Origin of the sequence: Pontibacter sp. FD36 (genome assembly GCF_015686655.1) — a bacterium.
Lineage (GTDB): Bacteria > Bacteroidota > Bacteroidia > Cytophagales > Hymenobacteraceae > Pontibacter.
On the sequence record NZ_JADPMP010000019.1, the window covers coordinates 1 to 21,660 of the forward strand.

The 21,660-nt window shown below is 51.4% G+C and carries 23 protein-coding genes; 11 read left to right on the top strand and 12 right to left on the bottom strand.

Going from position 1 to position 21,660, the window contains the following annotated elements:
- Positions 1-259: 259 nt before the first annotated feature.
- The gene (locus tag I0P70_RS20705; protein WP_196121047.1) at positions 260-1,741 is read right to left on the bottom strand and encodes a helix-turn-helix domain-containing protein; all 1,482 of its coding nucleotides are present in this window, start codon (positions 1,739-1,741) and stop codon (positions 260-262) included.
- A 152-nt stretch (positions 1,742-1,893) separates the two neighbouring features.
- Here I0P70_RS20705 and aceB point away from each other — a divergent pair, with 152 nt between their 5' ends.
- Positions 1,894-3,486, top strand: a complete 1,593-nt coding sequence (gene aceB, locus I0P70_RS20710; protein ID WP_196121048.1) for a malate synthase A — start codon at positions 1,894-1,896, stop codon at positions 3,484-3,486.
- Between the two features lie 196 nt (positions 3,487-3,682).
- Positions 3,683-4,963 (top strand): isocitrate lyase, encoded by a 1,281-nt coding sequence (gene aceA / locus I0P70_RS20715; RefSeq protein WP_196121049.1) that lies wholly within the window; start codon positions 3,683-3,685, stop codon positions 4,961-4,963.
- A 91-nt stretch (positions 4,964-5,054) separates the two neighbouring features.
- On the opposite strand, the gene I0P70_RS20720 is transcribed toward aceA, so the two are convergent.
- The 4 genes from I0P70_RS20720 to I0P70_RS20735 all read right to left on the bottom strand — a co-directional run bounded on the left by I0P70_RS20720 (position 5,055) and on the right by I0P70_RS20735 (position 8,952).
- Positions 5,055-6,104, bottom strand: coding sequence for a CNNM domain-containing protein (locus I0P70_RS20720; RefSeq protein WP_196121050.1), 1,050 nt, complete (start codon positions 6,102-6,104; stop codon positions 5,055-5,057).
- Between the two features lie 48 nt (positions 6,105-6,152).
- Positions 6,153-6,545 (bottom strand): hypothetical protein, encoded by a 393-nt coding sequence (locus I0P70_RS20725; protein WP_196121051.1) that lies wholly within the window; start codon positions 6,543-6,545, stop codon positions 6,153-6,155.
- Between the two features lie 112 nt (positions 6,546-6,657).
- On the bottom strand, positions 6,658-8,088 hold the full coding sequence (locus I0P70_RS20730) for an aldehyde dehydrogenase (RefSeq protein ID WP_196121052.1): 1,431 nt from the start codon (positions 8,086-8,088) through the stop codon (positions 6,658-6,660).
- Between the two features lie 15 nt (positions 8,089-8,103).
- On the bottom strand, positions 8,104-8,952 hold the full coding sequence (locus I0P70_RS20735; protein WP_196121053.1) for an SDR family oxidoreductase: 849 nt from the start codon (positions 8,950-8,952) through the stop codon (positions 8,104-8,106).
- 266 nt (positions 8,953-9,218) lie between these two features.
- On the opposite strand from I0P70_RS20735, the gene I0P70_RS20740 reads away from it, so the two are divergent.
- The 8 genes from I0P70_RS20740 to I0P70_RS20775 all read left to right on the top strand — a co-directional run bounded on the left by I0P70_RS20740 (position 9,219) and on the right by I0P70_RS20775 (position 16,281).
- Entirely contained in the window at positions 9,219-10,079 is an 861-nt protein-coding gene (locus I0P70_RS20740; protein ID WP_196121054.1) for a hydroxymethylglutaryl-CoA lyase, read from the top strand.
- Between the two features lie 2 nt (positions 10,080-10,081).
- Entirely contained in the window at positions 10,082-10,822 is a 741-nt protein-coding gene (locus I0P70_RS20745; protein WP_076422439.1) for a (Fe-S)-binding protein, read from the top strand.
- A 609-nt stretch (positions 10,823-11,431) separates the two neighbouring features.
- Complete coding sequence (locus I0P70_RS20750; protein WP_230392333.1) at positions 11,432-12,205, top strand: transporter; 774 nt, start codon at positions 11,432-11,434, stop codon at positions 12,203-12,205.
- Positions 12,206-12,232: 27 nt separating this feature from the next.
- On the top strand, positions 12,233-13,096 hold the full coding sequence (locus I0P70_RS20755; RefSeq protein ID WP_230392334.1) for a TIGR02587 family membrane protein: 864 nt from the start codon (positions 12,233-12,235) through the stop codon (positions 13,094-13,096).
- 8 nt (positions 13,097-13,104) lie between these two features.
- Positions 13,105-13,542 carry a hypothetical protein gene (locus I0P70_RS20760; protein ID WP_196121056.1) on the top strand — a complete coding sequence of 146 codons (438 nt, stop codon included), beginning with the start codon at positions 13,105-13,107 and terminating at the stop codon, positions 13,540-13,542.
- A gap of 27 nt (positions 13,543-13,569) precedes the next feature.
- The gene (locus tag I0P70_RS20765) at positions 13,570-14,466 is read left to right on the top strand and encodes a cyanophycinase (RefSeq protein WP_196121057.1); all 897 of its coding nucleotides are present in this window, start codon (positions 13,570-13,572) and stop codon (positions 14,464-14,466) included.
- Positions 14,467-14,514: 48 nt separating this feature from the next.
- Positions 14,515-14,895, top strand: coding sequence for a hypothetical protein (locus tag I0P70_RS20770; protein WP_196121058.1), 381 nt, complete (start codon positions 14,515-14,517; stop codon positions 14,893-14,895).
- A 54-nt stretch (positions 14,896-14,949) separates the two neighbouring features.
- Positions 14,950-16,281 carry a hypothetical protein gene (locus I0P70_RS20775; RefSeq protein ID WP_196121059.1) on the top strand — a complete coding sequence of 444 codons (1,332 nt, stop codon included), beginning with the start codon at positions 14,950-14,952 and terminating at the stop codon, positions 16,279-16,281.
- 97 nt (positions 16,282-16,378) lie between these two features.
- Here I0P70_RS20775 and I0P70_RS20780 read toward each other — a convergent pair whose 3' ends face one another.
- The 4 genes from I0P70_RS20780 to I0P70_RS20795 form a co-directional block, all read right to left on the bottom strand.
- Complete coding sequence (locus I0P70_RS20780) at positions 16,379-16,939, bottom strand: tetratricopeptide repeat protein (RefSeq protein ID WP_196121060.1); 561 nt, start codon at positions 16,937-16,939, stop codon at positions 16,379-16,381.
- 66 nt (positions 16,940-17,005) lie between these two features.
- Positions 17,006-17,389 (bottom strand): DUF3037 domain-containing protein, encoded by a 384-nt coding sequence (locus I0P70_RS20785; RefSeq protein WP_196121061.1) that lies wholly within the window; start codon positions 17,387-17,389, stop codon positions 17,006-17,008.
- The gene (locus I0P70_RS20790) at positions 17,367-18,167 is read right to left on the bottom strand and encodes a HipA family kinase (protein WP_196121062.1); all 801 of its coding nucleotides are present in this window, start codon (positions 18,165-18,167) and stop codon (positions 17,367-17,369) included. The genes I0P70_RS20785 and I0P70_RS20790 overlap by 23 nt, the downstream gene beginning before the upstream one ends.
- Positions 18,168-18,235: 68 nt before the next feature.
- Positions 18,236-19,060 (bottom strand): pseudouridylate synthase, encoded by an 825-nt coding sequence (locus I0P70_RS20795; protein ID WP_230392335.1) that lies wholly within the window; start codon positions 19,058-19,060, stop codon positions 18,236-18,238.
- Positions 19,061-19,157: 97 nt separating this feature from the next.
- Here I0P70_RS20795 and I0P70_RS20800 point away from each other — a divergent pair, with 97 nt between their 5' ends.
- The gene (locus tag I0P70_RS20800) at positions 19,158-20,342 is read left to right on the top strand and encodes a Gfo/Idh/MocA family protein (protein ID WP_196121063.1); all 1,185 of its coding nucleotides are present in this window, start codon (positions 19,158-19,160) and stop codon (positions 20,340-20,342) included.
- 134 nt (positions 20,343-20,476) lie between these two features.
- Here I0P70_RS20800 and I0P70_RS20805 read toward each other — a convergent pair whose 3' ends face one another.
- The 3 genes from I0P70_RS20805 to I0P70_RS20815 form a co-directional block, all read right to left on the bottom strand.
- Positions 20,477-20,809, bottom strand: coding sequence for a hypothetical protein (locus I0P70_RS20805; protein WP_196121064.1), 333 nt, complete (start codon positions 20,807-20,809; stop codon positions 20,477-20,479).
- Between the two features lie 89 nt (positions 20,810-20,898).
- The gene (locus I0P70_RS20810) at positions 20,899-21,255 is read right to left on the bottom strand and encodes a type II toxin-antitoxin system HigA family antitoxin (RefSeq protein ID WP_196121065.1); all 357 of its coding nucleotides are present in this window, start codon (positions 21,253-21,255) and stop codon (positions 20,899-20,901) included.
- An 11-nt stretch (positions 21,256-21,266) separates the two neighbouring features.
- Positions 21,267-21,560, bottom strand: a complete 294-nt coding sequence (locus I0P70_RS20815; protein WP_196121066.1) for a type II toxin-antitoxin system HigB family toxin — start codon at positions 21,558-21,560, stop codon at positions 21,267-21,269.
- Between the last annotated feature and the right edge of the window lie 100 nt (positions 21,561-21,660).

Below are 21,660 nucleotides of genomic sequence, written 5' to 3' on the forward strand. Positions count from 1 at the left end.
GGGCGGGCCTTACTTTTTTCCTTGATGAAAAAAGTAAGCAAAAAAATCAAGACGCTCCAAACTCGCTGAACGCTCAAACAGTGGAGCGCCGAAAAGCGCACATGGCACTGTAGCCTGTTTCATAGTTTCAGTGCGAGTTAGTTTTGCTATACCTGCCAGGGTTAGGTGACAGATGTTATAAGGCTTATACCCAAGGACTGGCAGTAACAGAAGCTCCCCACCTAGGGGTAGGGGCCCTATATAAAGATTCAGTCAAATTCTACCCCTTCAACTTATCTAGCGTTTCCATCACCTTTTCCTGCCACAGCTGCTTTTCAAGTATCACGGGCGGGGCGGCGCGTTCGAGGCAATCCAGGGCGGGGCAGCGTTCGCAGGTTTCGTTTACGTAGCGGTGTACAATGGCCGGGTCGTCCAGGAAGCGGACTTTGCGGCGCAGGTTTTCGTTCAGCAGCATACCGATACTGATGGTACCAGTCAGGCTTTCGGTGGGCTGGGCGAGTGCCAGTACCAGGTATTCGTTTGTAGAATTTATATAGGAGGAGCGCTGAATACCTACCAATGGCTGGTCGAGCTCACCTGTTAGCTTTTGCTGTTCCATCTCCTCAAATAGGGTGAGTGAGATCCAGCGTCGGCAATAGTGCTCGTTCAGGAAAGAGGCATGGGGATTATGAAGGCCCGAGAGGTGCAGTTCCTTGGTGAGTGAAAAACGATCCGAGGCCGCATGGTGATGAAAGCGAAGAAAAAACAGCTGCTTAATGTTGAAAAAGCGGGGCAGGAGCGAAGTCAGGCGGTGCAGCAGTGTCTCGGGGGAGGTAGTGTAGTTCTCCATCAGCTGTAGCAGTAGCTGAGGCTGCCAAACCAGCTGTGCGAAAAAGTTCTCCATGTCCTGCACCAGACGGTCGCGGTTGAGCAAAAGGGCACCGGCAAAGTAGGAAGCCTTGAAGTTGTTCAGAACTTCCTCAAAAGAACCTACCCGCACCCAGGTGGCGGTGTACGGACGTGGTTGCAACTGCAACACCTGGAAGCCAATCTCGCGAGCCACTGCGAAAGTACGCTGCTGTTCTGTCAGGTTTGGGTTAAGGGATAACCGAGGTGCAATACCCGATACAAAGACCGATCGCAGTGGGGCAAGCTCTGGTTGGTCTTGTATTGTCTCTGTTTCAATTTTTATGTTAAATACCGATTCCAGTATATCTGCTAATTGCTCGAATGATGGGGTTTGCTCCGGGCTGATGCCTTGCGCTTCCATAAAGCGCTCTGCTTCCAGTTCCAGGTCTTCAAAGTAGTTATCATGTAATTCCTGGTAGGAGCGGAGGGCGGAGAAGTAGAACTGCTCTACCCGCAGGTCGAAGGCCCTTGAAATTTCTAACAAAGTGTTGACGAAGGCACTAAGTTTGGTAGGTGCTGTCGCAAACAGGTCCAGCAGACGACTGATGTCCAAACCGAAGTGCTCCAGTGGCAGTTCCGACAGTATATTGGATTGCAACAGTTCACCCACTGGCTGCAGGCGCTTGCTCAACTGCAGCGACACCAGATAGTCGTAGGTTACCCCTAGTTCATCGGCTATTACAGCAATCTTACTCGGTTTAGGATGCTTTTTACCTTTCTCTATTTCATTGAGGTACGACACCGATATACCTGTTGTCGTGGCCAGATCGGTCAGCGAGATGTTCTTTTCTGTCCTTAACTGTTTGATTTTCAGTCCGAGTATAAGCCGGATAACATCTTCCTGTAGCCTCATCCAAAATAATTTTCTTGGTCTATATGCTAATAAACGGGCTTTTGCGATTATTTCCTAAAAACGTAATAAAATTATTTAGCGAAAATTCGCCAAAAGTAAATTGTTCGCGTATAGATGATAAAATTACAATACATCACCTCAAGTTTATAATTATGTTAGTTGAAAGCACAGCCCAAGTAAAAGGATCACCTGTCAAAGGGATAGAGCAAATTTTGACACCTGAAGCCGTGGACTTTCTGGTCATGTTGCACGAGCGCTTTGACAGCCGAAGAGAGGAGTTATTAAAAGAAAGAGTAGCACGTCAGCAACGGATTGATGCAGGCGAGCGTCCTGATTTCCTGGAAGAGACAAGAGCGGTTCGGGAAGGGGACTGGAAAGTAGGGGCTATACCTGCCGACCTGCAAATGCGCCGCGTCGAGATTACAGGTCCGGTGGACCGCAAAATGGTGATCAACGCGCTTAACTCGGGAGCTGATGTGTTCATGGCTGACTTTGAGGATGCGAACTCGCCGACTTGGGAAAACGTGGTGCAGGGGCAGCTCAACCTTTACGATGCCGTACGCCGCACCATCACTTATCAGAACGGCAAGGTATACCAACTGAAAGACGAAGTGGCTTTGCTAAAGGTGCGCCCAAGAGGCTGGCACCTGACTGAAAAGCACTTGGTGATCGGCGATAACGCTATTTCAGCCGCCTTGTTTGACTTCGGACTATTATTCTTCCATAATGCCAAAGAGCTGATTGCCCGCGGCACAGGACCTTATTTTTACCTGCCTAAGCTGGAGAGTCACTTAGAAGCCCGCCTATGGAACGATGTGTTCGTAGCAGCACAGGAGGCTTTGGCTATACCTGTTGGCACGATCAAAGCGACGGTGCTGATTGAGACCATACTGGCCGCTTTTGAAATGGACGAGATCCTTTACGAACTGCGCGAGCACATTGTCGGTCTGAACGCCGGTCGCTGGGACTACATTTTCAGCGCCATCAAGAAATTCCGCAACCAGCCGGATGTGATCTTTCCGGACCGTACGGCCATTACCATGCAGGTACCTTTCATGAAAGCGTACACCGGTTTGCTCGTGCAGACCTGCCACAAACGCGGCGCACATGCCATGGGCGGTATGGCGGCTTTCATCCCTAATCGGCATGATCCGGCTGTGAACAAGAGCGCTTTCGAGAAAGTGAAGGCCGACAAGGACTTCGAAGCCCGGAATGGTTTTGACGGTACGTGGGTAGCCCACCCGGATCTGATTCCGGTGGCACGGGAGGCGTTCGACAAGGTGATCGGAGAGAAACCCCACCAGAAAGATGTGCTGCGCGAAGATGTGAAGGTAAAAGCCGCTGACCTGCTCAACTTCAAGATAGAAGGAAGTAAGATCACAGAGGCCGGCCTGCGACTAAACATCAATGTGGGCATTCTCTACATCGGCAACTGGCTCTGCGGCACTGGCGCGGCAGCCATTCACAACCTGATGGAAGACGCCGCCACAGCTGAGATTTCGCGGGCACAGGTATGGCAGTGGCTGCACCACGAAGGCACCCACACTGCCGAAGGCGAGCCGATTACGGAAGAACGTGTGCTCCAGCTGATCAAAGAGGAAACCGAGCACATTAAAGAGGAAGTAGGTTTGGCCATGTTTAAAAACTGCCACTTCGAGCGTGCTTCCCAGCTTTTCTCTGAACTCGTGCTCTCCACCTGCTTTGTCGATTTCCTGACGCTGCCGGCATACAAGTACATCGATTAATAATGGGTAATGAGTAATGACGAATGAATAGTGAGGAATGATTAGTGAATAATGAAAATTGCCTTAATCATCAATCCATTCCTATTCCTCACAGATCATTCGTCACTATTCTCCATCCATTATTGATTCCACTTTAGTCATTCCCTACCTACCACTCATTAGTCATTACTCATCATTCATTACTCATTATACTATCATGAACAAGACCGAAAGAATACACGCTATCCAGCAAGACTGGCTCGTGAACCCACGCTGGGCAGGTATAAAAAGACCGTACACTGCCGATGAAGTTGTAAAACTGCAGGGTTCTGTAAAAATTGAGTATACCCTGGCCCGCAACGGGGCTGAGAAACTGTGGCACAAGCTGCACACCGAAGACTATGTGGCCGGCCTGGGCGCCATGACGGGCAACCAGGCGGTGCAGGAAGTGCAGGCAGGGCTCAACGCCATCTACCTGAGTGGTTGGCAGGTGGCTGCTGATGCCAACCTGGCCGGGCAGATGTATCCGGATCAGAGTTTATACCCGGCGGACAGCGTACCGAATGTGATCAAGAAGATTAACAACGCCCTGTTGCGCGCCGACCAGATCCAGAGTGTGACAGGGGAGGGGGAGATTGATTGGCTGGTGCCGATCGTGGCGGATGCTGAGGCTGGTTTTGGGGGCAACCTGAATGCCTTTGAACTGATGAAGATGATGATCGAGGCCGGGGCCGCTGGTGTGCATTTCGAGGACCAGTTATCGAGCGCCAAGAAATGCGGCCACCTGGGCGGCAAGGTGCTGGTACCAACTCAGGAGGCCATCAACAAACTGGTGGCAGCACGACTGGCCGCCGATGTGATGGGGGTGCCGACACTGTTGGTGGCCCGCACGGATGCCGATGCCGCCAACCTGATCACCAGCGACATCGATCCGCGAGACCATGAATTTATCATACCTGGTGAGCGCACTAGCGAAGGCTTCTACCGTGTGAATTGCGGTATCGAACAAGGTATAGCCCGTGGCTTGGCCTATGCGCCGTACGCCGACCTGATCTGGATGGAAACCTCTACGCCAGACCTGGCTCAGGCTCGTAAGTTTGCCGAGGCTATCCATGCAGAATTCCCAGGCAAGCTGTTGGCTTATAACTGCTCTCCGTCCTTTAACTGGGCCGCCAAATTGAGCGTGGAAGAAATGGAAACGTTCCGGGAAGAGCTGGCGAAGATGGGCTACAAGTTTCAGTTCATTACATTGGCCGGTTTCCATGCGCTCAACACCAGTATGTTCGAACTGGCCAAAGCCTACAAAGCACGCGGCATGGCGGGCTACTCTGAATTGCAGGAGCGTGAATTCGGCTTAGTAAAAGAGGGCTTCAAAGCCGTGAAGCATCAGTCGTTCGTAGGTACTGCCTATTTCGATGCCATCCAAAACACCGTGACCTCAGGTACCGCTTCCACTGCAGCCCTGGTTGGCTCAACCGAAGAAGAGCAGTTTCATTAAGCGATAGCAGGTGATTATAAAGAGCAAACCCCACCCTCTACTTGAGGATGGGGTTTTGCTGTTTATATCGTATGTCAGGTATAGGGGAAACTTATTCCGTCTTAAACCCGATGCCTTTGGCACGTTTTTCCCAATTTTCGCGGGCCCACTTCTGCATGTCTTCCACGTTGTCCATTTCGTCCATGATCTCCATACCCAGTAGTGTTTCGATGATGTCCTCCATAGTCACGATGCCGGCTGTGCCGCCATATTCGTCGACTACCAGTGCAATGTGGTTTTGCTCTTTGAGCAATCTGCTGAACAGTTCAGGTATAGGCATGTACTCCGTCACTACCTCTATGTCGCGGCGTATCGTTTTTAGAGGCAGGTGGCCTTGGTTGTCAATTAGTTTCGAGAGCACCTCGTCCTTGAGTACATAGCCGTTGATGTCGTCGAGGCTGTTCTGGTAAATCGGAATACGGGAGAAGCGCAGCGTCTTGGCTTGCTTGAAAAAGTCAACGATGAGCATCTCCTCCTGCGCACCGTAAATCACAGTGCGGGGTGTCATGACGTGGCGCACCAGAACCTGGTTAAAGCGCAGGATGTTGCGCAGGATCTGGGATTCACCTCTTTTGAAAATACCTTCTTTAATGCCGATCTCGGCCATAGCCGTAAAATCTGCGCGGCTTAGCACACTCTTGTCTTTGTCGCGCTTCAGTCGCTTAGTAATAAACTGCGACAGCACAATAAGCGGGTAGAGCGGCGAGTAAATCATGATGCGCAAACTCGTAACCGTAAAGGGCGTGAGTTGTCTCCAGTAGTTAGCCCCGAGTGTTTTGGGTATAATTTCAGAGAAAATCAGGATGATGATGGTCAGGACAGCTGAGATCAGAGACAGGTATTCCTCCCCCCAGATTAGCTGGGCCTGTGCACCTACCCCGGCTGCTCCTATGGTGTGTGCAAAAGTGTTGACGGTGAGTATGGCCGCCAGCGGGCGGTCAATATTGTCTTTGAACTCCTGGAGGTGTTTCCCAAGCGTAGGGTTTTCCTGTGCCGTAATGCCTACATGGGAGGGCGTAATGCTCAGCAATGCCGCTTCGAGCAGCGAACACAAAAATGAAAAAATAAGCGCAATGGTTAGGTATAAGAAAAGTAAGCCCATGCGAGTGGATTATGTTGAAACCTTTGGTTGATTTGCAAAGGTAGTAAATTAGTGCACCACGCGCAGTACCGGCTCCTCGAGCGGTGTGCGGGTTTCAGGATCCACTGTGAAATACCCTACCATACTCGGCCCATAGCCCAGGTTCAGCTCTACAAACTTATTCTGATCCGGCAGCATCGCGATCACCTCCTGTTGCAAGTCCTTGTACTTCTCAAGCAATTCTTTCAGTTTCTGCTCTTTGTCATTCAGGGAGTTTTGCGGTTGCTGCTCGGTCAGCTGCTGTTCAATGTTCTGCTCCGGGTCGAAGTCGTGCTTCATGCTCTGTAGCGAAAGCACTTCCACTTCCAGCAACCGGATATCCCGTTCCACATGCAGGTATTCTTTCACTTTTTCCTCCAGCGGGACAAGTGATTCGTCCAGGTATTCTATCAGGTTTTCCATAGTCATGTCAGGTATATGTGGGTGTATAGCTCCTATACGGCAATGCCCTCATTTATTTGCATACGAGAAGCAACAGGGTGCGGCTACATAGCTGCTATACCTATACCTTGACCTATAACCATTTGAAGAGCTTCCTGACAAAAGCAAGCCGGTTGCCGTAGGGCGGGTAGCGTAGCGGAAGGTCAATCCAGGTACCGCGGTGCACGACACTCTTCTGGTTGGAGAACAGCTCGAAACTGGCCTGCCCATGGTAACTGCCGACACCACTTTCCCCCACACCGCCAAAGGGAAGGTTGGGGTTAATGAGGTGTGAAATAGTATCGTTGATACAGCCGCCTCCAAAGTGAACTTCTTCCAGCACACGTTGCTGCTGCGCTTCATTGGATGAAAAGAAGTATAGCGCAAGGGGCTTCTCTTTAGAATTAACCTGCCGGATCGCTTCATCCAAGTGGGTATAGGTAAGCACAGGCAGGATAGGTCCGAATATTTCGTCTTGCATGACGGGATGTTGCCAGTTCACCTGGTCCAGTACAGTCGGGGCAATGAAACGGCTAGCAGCATCGTGCTGCCCGCCGATGCGCACGACGCCGTCCTGCAGGTAACTGCGCAGGCGTTGGTAGTGCCGGTCATTGATAATGCGGGCAAAGTCCGGGCTTTGGCGGGGCGAGTCGCCATAAAACTCCTGGATGGCAATGCGCAAGCGCTCGATCAGCTCGTCTTTCACCTGCTCATGCACCAGCAGGTAGTCGGGGGCCACGCAGGTCTGGCCGGCGTTCATGAACTTACCCCAGGCGATGCGGCGTGCTGCCAGGCCCAAGTCGGCGTCTTCGGCTACGATCACAGGACTTTTGCCACCAAGCTCCAACGTAACCGGAGTCAGGTGTTCGGCAGCAGCTTTCATGACCACACGGCCCACCTGTGTGCTGCCCGTAAAAAATATGTAGTCGAACCGCTGGGCCAACAGGAGCTGGGTAGTGGGCACGCCTCCCTGGACTACGGCGACCAGCCTCGGATCAAACGTTTTGGAAATCAGCCGGGCAATCACAGCCGAGGTTGCAGGGGTTAGTTCAGATGGCTTGATAATCGCACAATTGCCTGCCGCCAGCGCACCGATCAAGGGGTTGAGCACCAGCTGCAAAGGGTAGTTCCAGGGACCGATGATCAGGGCAACCCCATAAGGCTGTGAGTAGACATAGCTGCGGGCCGGGAAATTAAGCAGGGTTTCGCCTACTAACTGCGGCTTCGCCCAGCGTACTATTTTTTTGAGCACCAGCTGCAGTTCTTTCTCTACAAATCCTACCTCTGTGGTGTAGGTTTCAAAGGCTGGTTTCCGGAAATCGGCATACATGGCATCGATCAGCTCCTGCTCGTGGCTGCGCACTGCCTCCAGGAGGCGCCGGAGTTGCTCTTTCCGGAAGCCGACGTCCAGGGTATGGCCACCGGCAAAATAGGCCCGTTGTTGTTTGAGCAGGTCCATTATGGCCTGCGGGTCTGCTTCCGAGACGGAGCCGGCCCTGTTTACATAGGTGTTTGTTGAGTTCATAGCGGGTGAATAAAGTTAGGTTTTGGTTGCATAGGCCGGTTTTTGGTCGGCAGCCGGTCGGCCGGTAAATCTATTCATAGAGGTATAGACCCCAAACCAGCGGCCTGCCACCGTGTCAAACAGGCGGGTGGGAAGAATGCCGCGAAGCAAGGGGAGCAGGTGCACGATCGAGGGTTTGCGAAGCAGAATCCTGTTGCGCTCCACGGCCTGCAGAATGGCCTCCGTGATTTCCTCAGGCTGCAGGGTCGGGGTGAGTAGCGGTGCTTTCACGCCGGCAAACATGCCGGTGTCGATGTAGCTGGGCGTGACGGTGGTCACCTTCAGGCTCGGTCCGGTTTGCTCCAGTTCCAGCCGCAGACTCTCAGACCAGCCAAGCACTGCCCATTTGCTGCCCGCATACACACTCATGCGCGGGTTGGGAAGCAGACTCGCTGCTGAGGCTATATTCACAATATGTCCTTTCTCCCGCGCTACCATGGCTGGCAAAAACGCCTGTGTCACGAGCATGGCACCCAGCACATTGACCTGAATGGTCCGCTCGATTTCGGCCATCGTGTGCTCCACAAATGGCTTGCCTACCACAATGCCTGCATTATTAACAAGTATATCCGGCGCTCCAAAGCGGCTCTGCACTTCTTCGGCTGCCTGCTGTACCTGCGTCGCATCTCCCACGTTCACTTGCCAGGTGTGTACTTCATAACCGGCATCGCTAAACTCTTGGTGAGTCTGCTGCAAAGCGTTAGGGTTGATATCCCACACCAGCACCCGGCTGGCGCCGCGCTGCAGGCATTTCATGCCCATCAGCCTGCCTATGCCGGAAGCACCCCCAGTTATGAGTACTGTACTTTTCTTAATGCTGGTCATGGAGCTTTTTTAGATATTATGTGTATTTCGCAAGCATAATATAGGAGGATAAGATCATATAAAAAAATATTATCACCTCATTATCAATCAGGCAGATAGAGATGTCACAATTGAAGTACTGCCATACCTGGACTAGCACCAGGTTAGTTTACCTGGCCAACCCGGTCTGAACCAGCTGCATCCGGCAGGCACAAATTCTCTTATCAATTCCCAATTCAAACATAGGCTTATTGTATCTTTGGCAAAACGACCTGAATCTATTTCCTATGAAAGACGATACCATCAAAATAATAGAGTGTCCCCGCGATGCCATGCAGGGCCTTCATGATTTTATACCTACGCAGACGAAGATCGACTACATTAATCAGCTCCTGCAGGTGGGCTTCGACACAATAGACTTTGGCAGCTTTGTGTCGCCCAAGGCAATCCCCCAGATGGCGGACACAGCCGAGGTGCTGGCAGGATTGAACCTGCGCGATAGCCGTTCCAAACTGCTGGCCATCATTGCCAATGTGCGGGGCGCAGAGGAGGCAGCCTCCCACGAGGCCATCGATTACCTGGGCTTTCCGCTCTCCGTATCAGAGACGTTTCAGCAGCGCAACACCAACAAGAGCATCTCCGAGGCCATGAGCCAACTGGCCCAGATCCAGGACATCTGCCAGCGCAAGGACAAAACGCTTGTCACGTATATTTCCATGGGCTTTGGCAATCCTTACAACGATCCATGGGATGCGGCTACTGTGATCCGGTTTGTGGAGGAGCTGGATAAGCTGGGGGTGAAGATCATTTCTCTTTCGGATACCATTGGCGTTTCCAATCCGGAAAACATTACCTACCTGTTCAGCGAACTGGTACCGGCATTCCGACACATCGAGTTTGGGGCGCACCTGCACACAACCCCCACTACCTGGCAAGAGAAGGTGGAGGCTGCCTATCAGGCCGGCTGTCGCCGCTTCGATGGGGCCATGCGCGGGTATGGGGGGTGCCCGATGGCCAAAGACGAACTGGTCGGCAACATGGCGACTGAAAATTTGGTCGGCTACTTCGAAAATAATAATTTAAATTTGAAGCTCGACAAAGAGGCTTTCGCTGCCGCGCTGGCAGCCTCAGGCTCTGTTTTCTCCTGATTATGGCAAGAAGAACCATTGTAGATATTTTCATTCCCTGCTTTGTGGATCAGTTGCACCCAGAGACAGGCCTGAGTATGGTCAAGGTGCTCGAGGGGCTTGGCTGCGAGGTGAACTATAACCCGAACCAGACCTGCTGCGGACAGCCTGCTTTCAACGCTGGTTTTTTTGATGAAGCCCGTGAAGTAGCCAATAAGTTTCTTGACGATTTTTCAAATGAAACGTCGCACTACATCGTGGCACCTTCAGCGAGCTGCGTGGGTATGGTACGCAATGCTTACCAGGACATTTTTGTGAAATCATCGAAACTGGTGAAGTACCGTGCCATGCAGAAGAAGGTGTTTGAGTTGACCGAGTTTCTGACCGATGTGCTCAAGGTATCGCAGGTGCCAGGAGCCCGCCTCGACGGCAAGGCAACTTACCACGACTCCTGCAGCGCCCTGCGCGAATGCCATATCAAGGAAGGGCCTCGTGCGCTGCTCCAAGGGGTGCATGGCCTCGAAATGATCGAAATGGAAGACACTGAAACCTGCTGCGGCTTTGGTGGTACATTTGCCGTGAAGTTCGAAGCCATATCAGTAGCCATGGCCGAGCAAAAAGTGGAGAATGCCCTGGCCACCGGTGCCGACTACATCATATCCACCGACAGCAGTTGCCTGATGCACCTGAACGGCTACATCCAGAAAAACAGGAAGCCGATCAAAACCATGCACATTGCCGATGTGCTGGCCAGCGGTTGGTAAGGTATAGGGATCAACAAAAATTCAAAAGCCAGATACGGTAAGTGTCTGGCTTTTTTTATATGCGTAAAAACACGTAGCCTTCAAGCTAGTAATACTGAAATTAGCTCAAAAACAACCGATTAGAGCCTACATGGCTTACCTCCCCAAAAGCTTGCCGTATAATAGACAAAACACGGAAGGTAGTTTAGAACTTTGGTTTTAGGTTGGTTGAACCTTACGTTCTGACTCCTGGTGAGTCTGCTGCCGATACAAACGTTGTTTTTAGATGATCATGTGCTTAACGCTATCTGGGGTGCGTTTGGCGGTTTGCACATGTTTATAAGGGGAGCCGGTATCTGTTATTTTAATGCAGGCGGTTGGAACCGGCTCCCTTTTTTCTCTCCCTCTCACAGGTCCCCGATTCCTTTTTAACTCATCCGGCAGAAAATACCTGTTGTCAAGCTGTTTTTGTGAGCTTGCCTACATGTAGGTAGCAGATTGACGCCTATGTCAGCGCCTTGCGGTAATATGCGATGCTACTACGTGCAAATCGGTATTTGTATAGGCTATCCCTACTTATGTAGTCATGCAGCGTATAAAGCGCAACAAACGCAAGGACTATTGAAAGCTATGAAATCAAAGAAGACGCTGGTGCTGGGACTGCTGAGTTTTGTGTTGAGCGCTCTTGTACTACCGGCGCTGGCGCAGGAAGAACGGGAGGAGCTTACGACAGACAGACCGGATAAGTCACAGGGTCCGGGCATTGTATCGCGGGGCTATGTTCAGTTGGAAGCTGGTTATCACTACCAGAGGCTCAATGCAGCCATCAGAACACACGCCTATCCCACGGCACTGCTGCGTATCGGCTTACTGGAGGGAGTAGAGTTGCGCCTGCAAGGAGCCGCGAAAGATTCTGTAATTGAAAATGGATCAAAGCGCCACATCAGGGGCTGGGGTCCGCTGAGCGTCGGCACGAAGGTAAGGCTATGGGAAGAAAGCGGCTGGCGTCCGGAGGCTGCTGTATCAGCCATGCTGACGCTGCCCCTTGCGAGCGAAGTATTCAAACCCGATAATCCGGAACCTCAGTTCGGGCTGGCTTTTAGTCATGAAATCTCTGAGAAAATGGACCTGACTTATAACCTGGGCTATGGCTGGGCTGAGGGCGATCCCGTGCGATCGTACGGGGCCAACATCACCCGGGAAGTAGGTGATAAGCTTACACTCTACCTGGAAGCATTCGGTAGCAAAGAGAAAGGGGAGACTGCCGAGCACCAAGCAGACGTTGGGCTGCTCTACCTGCTGCTGCCCAATCTGCAGTTCGATGTGGCGGCAGGGCGGCGGCTGAACAAAGAAGCTCCACACAGTTTTATCACCACAGGCCTGGTAGTACGGCTACCCCGTTAACTGGCTGTAACAGGTATGGCAAGAGATATGAAAAAGAGACCTGTCCGGAAATCGCTGCAGGAGTACGCCCGCGGCATAGCTGGAGGACTTCTGTTCAGTTTTCCGCTGCTCTTCACCATGGAGGTATGGTGGGCCGGCTTTATCGCCACGCCCTTCCAACTGCTGATCATGGTTGTAGTCACCTACCTGTTGCTGCTTGGCTATAATCGTTATGCAGGTATGCGTCCCGGGGCATCGTGGCGCAGTGTCTTCATCGACTCGGTGGAGGAAATGGGACTAGGCATCATCCTGTCATTTGCGGTGCTGTACGTACTCAACCGCATACAATTTGGGGAGATGTCCGCTGACGAGATCATGGGTAAGATCATCATCGAGGCCATGGCTGTCTCTATTGGCGTATCCATCGGGACCGCACAGCTGGGCAGTCCGGAAGATGAACGGGAGGAAGAAGATGAAGTACAAACAGAAGCAAAGGAGGCAGGCTGGCGCACCGGACTGCGGAGCAAGGTCAGCCTGGTGGTACTGGCGCTTTGTGGCAGTGTGATTGTGGGTGGCAACGTGGCACCCACCGAAGAAGTGGTGCTGCTGGCGGTAGGGGCAGCGCCGTTTCACATATTGCTCATGGCCTTACTGTCGCTTGCTCTCAGTGTGGTGGTTGTCTACTTCAGCGATTTCCATGGTACGGGCAGGCACCAGAATGGCGACCTGTTCTTCGCCATCACAGTAGACACCTGCCTGAGCTACCTGACAGCACTTGCCGCTTCAGCATTCCTGCTGTGGTTTTTCGGCCGGTTTGAAGGTGTAAGTTTTGAAATAGCCATAGCCCAATGCATTGTATTGGGTGTTTTAGCCAGCCTGGGGGCCTCAGCCGGGCGACTGCTGATAAAATAACATGCTGCATGACGGGAAAACAAGAACAAGAAAATAAGCAAAGCCAGGTTGGAAGGGCTGGTGAGGACGATGACAAAAACGCACTGGAATGGACTGTGTTCGGAGTAAGCCTGCTGCTTGTACTGAGCATACTGGCCTACCTGAGTTACCAAACCTACATCGACACACCCTCCACCCCCGACCTGGTGGTGCGGTATTATCCCGACCCGACAGACAATGCTCCGCAGCGCTACCGGGTGGAGGTATATAATGAAGGCGGCGAAACGGCTGAGGAAGTGCAGATCGAACTTACCTTGGAGAAAGGAGGCGAAGTGCTGGAAAGTGCGCAACTCAACATCGCCTTCGCCCCTAAGAACTCGAAGCGGGAGGGTTGGGTGAATTTCAAAGAAGACCCGATGCAGGCCGATACGCTGGCGGCACGGGTAATGAGCTACAAACGACCTTAATCTTTACAATCAGTTAAATAGAGAGCAATGGCAAAGAAAAAAGTTTCTGAACGTCATAAGAGTCACAAAGAAGCTCCGGTCCCGAAAGGCCGTCTCCTGGCTATTGGCGGTCGGGAGGACAAGGGAGAGAAGGAACTTTCAGAGGAGCAGTCAAAGAACGTTGACTTTGAGAGCGACGAGATACTGAAGTATTTTGTGGAGAGCCTAAAAGGAGCAGATCCCATGATCGCAGTGGTGCCGACAGCTTCCACCGTACCTGATAAGATCGCACAGGACTACATCAAGGAATTTAACAAGCTCGGAGTAAAAAGAGTGGAGGTGCTTGATGTCAGGAACCGGAAAGATGCCTTCAAGGAGGAGTTTCAGGATATGGTGGAGCGTGCGGCCGGTATTATGTTTACTGGTGGTGACCAGTTGCGCCTGACCTCCATCTTAGGTGGGACACCGGTACTCCAGCTGATGAAAGAGCGCTATACCTACGATGAAAAGTTTATCGTTGCGGGTACCAGCGCTGGTGCAGCGGCTATGTCTACTCCCATGATCTATGAAGGAGAAACACAAGGGGGCTACATCAAAGGAGACGTACGTATCACTACCGGCCTGGAGTTTTTGAAGAATGTGGCCATTGATACGCACTTTATACAGCGGGGGCGCATTATTCGTGTTTCCCAGTGCATTGTCACCAATCCGGGCTGTATTGGTATTGGCCTGGAGGAGGATACTGCCATCTGTGTCAGCAATGGTATCGAGATAAGAGTACTTGGCTCGGGTCTGGTCACGGTAGTGGATGGCCTGGGCATCACAGAAACCAACATTTACGAAATAAATACTGGAGAGCCATTCTCGGTGCGCGATCTGAAGGTGCACCTGCTTTCAGCCGGTGATACCTATATTCTGCCAACCTACGACCAGTTGCACATCTGACGTATTTACCTTAACTGATCTTCAATGTGAACTTAAACAATTGAAGCCATGAGAAGCGTGAGCCTGATCGCCAAACTGCAGGGTATCTACTGGACGCTAACAGGTGTGTGGCCGCTCCTGCACATGCCCAGTTTCCTGTGGGTGACAGGTCCTAAAACAGACCTGTGGCTGGTGCGCACAGTTGGTATTCTGATTGCGGTAGTAGGACTGGTGCTGTTGGTGGCAGGGTTCCGGCAGCGGGTGACCTCTGAGGTCAAGTGGCTGGGTATTAGCGGTGCGGCAGGGCTTGGGTTTGTGAGCGCCTACTACCCGCTCCGCAACGTGATCTGGGATATCTACCTGCTCGACGCAGTGGCAGAGCTGATCATCATCCTGCTCTGGCTCTGGGCAGGGCAGCGGGAAATGGCAAAAATTGACGCACGGGATTGATTATAAACCCTGGTTTAGGAGAACATCATATCATATTTTATAAACGCTATACCTATGAGCAACGATGCCCCACGTCCGATCAGGAGACGACACTACCGTTTGATAGAAGAACTCTCAAGCGAGTCACAACAGGACCTGCCGGAGTCGGGGATGCAGCGGCGGGCCATTGCCATTACCATGCTGCAACAGTATAGTCAGATGCCCCAGCAGCCTAGTCTGGTGCCAAGCGCCGACGGGTCCTTGGAAGCGATGGTCTTCACGGTGCCGTCCTACGTGCTCCGGCACGACGATAACCCGCTCTGGAAGGTATACCAGGACCTCTTCCGAAAACTGCCGGACTATACGGAATATCACCTGCTGGTGCCCGAAGGTGGCGATACCAAAGAGCAACTGATGAATTGGTTCTCTGCCCATGACATGCTCAAACGAGTCCGCTTTCATGAAGTGCCGGACCACATCAAGCTGCTGGTATGGGCCGAAGATGACTACGAAGTGGTGGAGGATAAGCACGATGGCAGTTATTACATCGTACAGCCCCACTCGCACCGCCGGGCCGCCGATGACTATACCGGTTATATCCTGAGCAAATCGCTTGGACTGAACAGGGTGAAGACGCCGCTTTATTTTGAAGGAGGCAACCTGCTGGTCGGTGACGATTTTTTCCTGATGGGTGCCGACTACATCGTGGACTCCATGCTTGACCTGCGAGGAGTGCTGCTACCAGAGGAAAGTAACCTGGCAACAGAGCAGCTGGCACAGCTCTTCAGCCGCTACCTCGATCATAAGCGCAGATTTGTGACAGTGGGCAGTCTGCTGTACGTGCCGCAGGAAGAGGAGCAGGAGTTTAAGCTAAATGGCGAGAAGTGGACGGAAACCCTACATACCCAAAATGTGGAAGGCACAGTACAGCCGGTCTTTCACATCGATATGTTTGTGACGCTGGCCGGGCGCAACAAAGAAGGCAGGTACCAAGTGCTTGTCGGTGACACCCGCATGGCCTGTGAAGTGCTGGGCGAGGAGCTGTCAGCCTACGCTATACCTGATGTGTTTGATGATGTAGCCGCCCTGCTCGAGCGGCAGGACTTCGAGGTGATCCGAAACCCACTGCCGCTGACGTATGTGGACACCCCGGAGGAAAAGAAACGAAGCTGGTACTATGCTACCGCCAACAATGCCCTGGTAGAAATCAAAAGTGAAGATGAAAAGACAGTCTGGCTACCCACTTATGGACACGGCAGCTGGGAGTACCTTCGCAAGACCGACGAAGCGAACAAGCAGGTATGGGAGAAGCTCGGGTTTAAAGTAATCCAGCTAGAGGATTTCAACCCTTTCGCCGAAAAGTCCGGATCGCTGCATTGTATTAAGAAGTATTTAAGGAAAGGGTAACAGGATTAAGAAGGATTTCCAGGATTGATAATTTCTGAGTGAACGATTGTCATCCCCCTAATAGCCCCCGCCGGTAAGGCGAAACTATTAACCCAAATTACTCCTTAAAGTAAACTGAATACGTCTGCAGAGTATCCCGCGTCAGTTCCTGCGCCTTCAGCCTATCCGCTTCTGCTTCTTCTTTTAAACCCAACTTATACCGGGCGGCGCCACGGCCATACAGGGCATCATAAAGAAAGTCTTTGTCGTCAGCGGCAGGTATAACGGCGTTGTAATCCTCCAAAGCCTGCTCATACTTGCCAAGTTCCAGACGCATTTCAGCACGGTGGTACTGAAATGCCAAATCATCCGGGTATTCTTCCAGAGCTTCGTTCAGGGCTCTTTCAGCTTGGGCAAAATTCTTGTCGTAGCGATAGCTCCAGTAGAGCAGGTCGTAGGTTTTGCGGTCACCATCGCCCTGCTCAATTAATGAGTTCAGGTAATAACTGGCCTCTTTAAAGGCATTTTTGTTACCCAAAATTCCTTCCTCCAGCTTCGCTTCAGCAGTCTTTTGTATCTTTTTGGTATCGGTAAAGAAATAAGGGTCCGACAGGATGATAACCACAAAAATGATAGCGCCTAGCGTTAAAACAATGGTGACAATGCGGGAGATGTTCATGCCTCGGATTTTGGTCTATGCGAATATAACAAATTGCGGGATAGTTTGCGTTGCAAAATGATGGTGCTACAAAACCAGATCCCGGTGCAGTTTCTCCAAAGTCTCCAAAGGGTTAATGCATCTCCCCGGATGCACGGCTGAAGTCTGCACGATTGTACTGCGGTTGGCTGTGAGCCAGCGGAAGCGGGAGGCCGTGCCTAACTGACCGATCGGTCCGCCTTCGCGACGACCGGCGCATACCTTCTCAAAAGCCTGCAGACGAGCCCGTAGCTCTTCCATGTCCAGGTCACCAAAGGCGGCTCTCAGGCGCTCCTCGTTCAAGGTATAGCGAATCTGCAGGAAACCCTGCGAGCTGCAGAGCAGGATGACACCCACATTCAGAAACTCCTCACGCTCCACCCGTGGCACTACCCGTATGACGGCGTACTCAAATAAGTGTCTCTCTTGCATGCTGGGCGGCTTTCACAAAAATGTCAGAATGGGCTAGTCGTATTTCGAAGAAGCGGGCGTAGGCCTGGCGGTGTTCCTCGGCCGTTTCAAACGGCGAATCTACACCGGTCAGCCACTCATCCGGAATAAGCGCCAGGATCTCGTCGATGCGGGCTGGCGTCAGGGTCTCTTTGCCAACTTTATCAGTGGCTTCCAAGGCACTTGCCTGTGGCAGGAGCACATGGTCTTTGATCATGGCGAAGGGACGCTTCGCCTGCTCTTCCCAGTTGTCCCAGGAGTGATGAAAAAAGAGGGAAGCGCCATGGTCAATCAGCCAGAGCTCTTTCTTCCACATGAGCATGTTGGTGTTACGGGCCGTGCGGTCTACGTTGGTCACGAGGGCATCGAGCCAGACTATGCGCGAGGCCAGTTCCGTGTTGATGGTGGTCACTACCGGGTCGAAGGTAATGGCGCCTTGCAGGTAGTGTGAGCCCAGGTTGAGGCCCTCGCTGGCACGCAGCAGATCCTGTATCTCTTCGTCGGGTTCGGTGCGGCCAAAGGCTTCGTCGAGGTGCATGAAGACGATCTCGGGTATCTGGAAGCCGAGCGCCCGGGCAATCTCACCCACGATCAGCTCGGCAATAAGCACTTTTATACCTTGTCCGGCACCCCGGAACTTGAGCACATACAGGAACTCGTCGTCAGCCTCCACAATGGCAGGCAGCGAGCCGCCCTCCCGCAAAGGTGTGACATAGCGGACCACATTGACGGTCCGGATCTCTGGTGATCTGTGATTCATAGCTGCAACTTACGAAAAATGTGTTGAGTGGGCTTGGCCTATGCTGTAAAAACTGACCGCATGCTTTGTTATAACGGCTCTTCGTCCAGGGCTATACCTTGTAGCATGTGTTCCAGAATGGGTTCGCACTTCTCGCGGCAGGCAGGGTAGAAGTGGCCGTGCTTCCAGTAGGCTGATTTAGACGACAAGCCCCACCAGAACTCTGCCATCGCCAATGGTTTCATGCCGTTCTGAAAAGCGTACTGCAGCAGTTTGGGCGCAGCGCACTCACCGGCGCCGGCGGGTGGGTTGCCGTTGGCTCTCTGCCTGAAAATGTCGCGCAGGCTTTTCGCCTCACCGGCCTGGTTGAGGAAATGGTACTGGTCAAAGAGCATCGCCTGCAGCGCGACAGAGTTCTCTTTGCGCAGCTTCTGCAGCGCATCGACACGTGCTTTACTTTCGGTGGTGGCTTGTTCCTGAAGCATGCTTATCTCCTGGTTGATGCGGGTAAGTTCGCACATACCGCTATTCAGAAAGCTACCTTCAGTGAGTGAATCGAATATGGGAGGCACGAAGGCAGGATGGTGAAAACCGCCAGCCAGTTTTCCCGAAAAGGCTGCTAGATAGCCCATTTCACCCTGTGCCGTCCTGACAACCAGCACGCCAAACATTTTCCCGATAATTGCCCCTTCCTGTCCCGGTTCTAATCCAAAGTTGTGCTCCCAATCCTGCTGCTGTTTAAGGTGCTGCTGTAACCTCTCAGCTGCCAGTAAGGCAAGGGCGTGTGGTGTGTACCTGAAGGGATTGCTAAACTTTTCGGGCAGGGCGTAGGCCGCTGCAACTTCGCCTAAAGGTATAAGCAGGGCTCGGTAAGGAATGTTGACAAAAGAACTGTAATAATATGAAAGTGACAAAGGTAAGCATATCCAAGGTATCAGCAACACAGCTCTCTCAATCCGAAACATATACGGGTGCAGCGCGTTTTTTTAGTATTCTCCATAATCCAGACGCATGAAAACAAACCACTACAACTTACAAACCGATCGACGCAAATTTCTCAGGGGTTTTACATTCACCTTAGGGGGCACGCTATTGGGTATGCCGCTTCTCTCACATAGTATGGGGCATCATGGTGGTGGTCTGGCCTATGAAGAAGGCACTTTACAGACAGGTGCACAGCAGCAAAAGAAAATGGGAATTGCCCTGGTCGGACTTGGGCAGTACAGCACCAACGAACTGGCGCCTGCCCTGCAGGAAACGCAGCATTGCTACCTGGCAGGCATCGTGACAGGCACACCCTCCAAGGCAGAGGCCTGGAAAAAGAAATACAACATACCTGACAAAAACATCTACTCTTACGACACCTTCGACCAGATAGCCAACAACAAAGACATCGACATTGTGTATGTGGTGCTGCCCAACGCCATGCATGCCGAGTATACCATCCGGGCGGCAAAAGCCAAAAAACATGTGATCTGTGAGAAACCCATGGCCACCACTGTGGAAGATGCGCAGCGCATGCTCGATGCCTGCCGTGAGAACGGAGTGCAGCTGGCTATTGGCTACCGCCTTCACTTCGAGCCTTTTCACCAGCGGGTGATGGAACTGGGGCAGAAACAGGTATACGGCAAGGTAAAGCAGATCGAGGCCCGAAACAGCTCCGACATGACCGATGGCAGCCTGGATGTATGGCGACTGAACAAAGAGCTCGCTGGCGGCGGCTCTTTAATGGACCTGGGTATCTACTGCGTGCAAGGAGCAATCTATACCATGGGCAAGCCACCGGTAGCGGTTACCGCCAGGTATGGGGAGGTGACAAAGCCCAACTACTTTCACAGTGTAGAGCAGTCCATCAGCTGGCAGATGGAATTTGAAGACGGTGTAAAAGCAGAGTGCAACACCAGCTATGCCGATGATGAAAATGTGCTGAGTGCCAAAGCCGAGAAAGGATGGTGGCGGCTAAACCCTGCCTATGCCTACGAAGGCAAGGAAGGGGAGACCCAAGAAGGCAAAATGGACCTGCCCAACATTTATGAGCAGGTGCGGCAAATGGACGGACAGGCACAAAGCTTTATGAAAAACCAACCCTCGATTGTACCCGGCGAAATGGGCCTGCGCGACATGCGTGTGCTCATGGCGATTTATGAATCAGCCGATGCGGGAGGCAAGCGGGTAGAGATCAGGTATGACGGGTAGGAAATGTGACTAGCTTGTAACAGAGTTTAGAAGAAGGCTATTATTTCCTGGTGATTCTAACTCTAAATTGTCCATCGGTGACTTGTGTAGCCGAGCATAAAAGCTGCAATTTGTTGTACAAGGTATTTCTTTGATTACTGATAGAAGTTTAGCCTTTTCATTATCTGTGCGTCTGACCACGCAACTTTAACCATTATGACTCTTCCTGTTGTGCAGTGGCATGCATAACAAACTTGTTGCTTGGCCTGATCAAATTCAAACTCGATTTTATTAACGCTAACGTTCTGATTCTCTAAGTATCTTTTTATTTCAGCTTTTCTCTCCTCCTCAGTATCATCGCTATTCTGTTTCCATGGATCTGCACATCCAGTTTCATCCCAATAGAAAATGGCTGATTCATCATCCTTTTTACAAGAGGAAAGTGTAGCCACTAGAGTCAAAATAATAATGATAAACTGAAGTTTCATTCTATAATGTTTGCCAACTGTTAGTATATGTACAGCTTGCAGCGTAGCAAGGGATTTGTATATACGGTGTTAGAAAGGCTGTTTTTCTTTTAGTATTCCTGAATGAGCACGTGTGTCGGGATGTTCAAGGTCTTATGCAAACTCCTTATCATCTCTAATGTGAGCTTTCTTTTTCTGTTCAATACTTCGCTCACCCTGCTCTTGAAACCCAGCACCTCGGTTAAGTCTTTCTGTTTCATTCCAAGTTGCTCCATTCTGAACTTTACTGCTTCAATCGGGTCCGGTGCTTCAATTGGGAAATACTCCTTTTCGTAGGAGTCAATCAGGAATGAAAGCACCTCCAGTTCATCGCCCTCCTGTGTGTCTGGCTCCGCATCAAATATGTCTTCTAGCCTCTGCAGGGCCAATTGGTAATCTTCCTCTGTTTTTATCAGCTTAATATTCATTTCTTCTTTCTTTAAATTTTAGTAGCGTCAACCTTGTCATATTCAGCATGCGTCCCAATGAACCGTATCCAAACAACACCATACTTGTAGTTGATTCTGACGATTAACCTGTAGTTATTCCCTTTAATGTTGAAGACCACTCTGTTGCCCTCCAATATGCTTGCTGAGGGGTAGTCTTTCTTTATATCGTTTGGAGACTTCCAGTCAGCCTGCTCCGCCTCGTTGTACCAGGCTTTTAGCTGCTGCTTAGTATCGGCATGCTTTTTCCAAAAATCCAGCAGTGCCCGTTTTGCTATTACTCTCACTTCTTAAAATATAAACTCAAATATAATAAAAAAAGTTACCAAAACGGTAACTTTGAGACTGGAGTTTTATTTTTAATATTATCTAAAGGACTTGTCCATA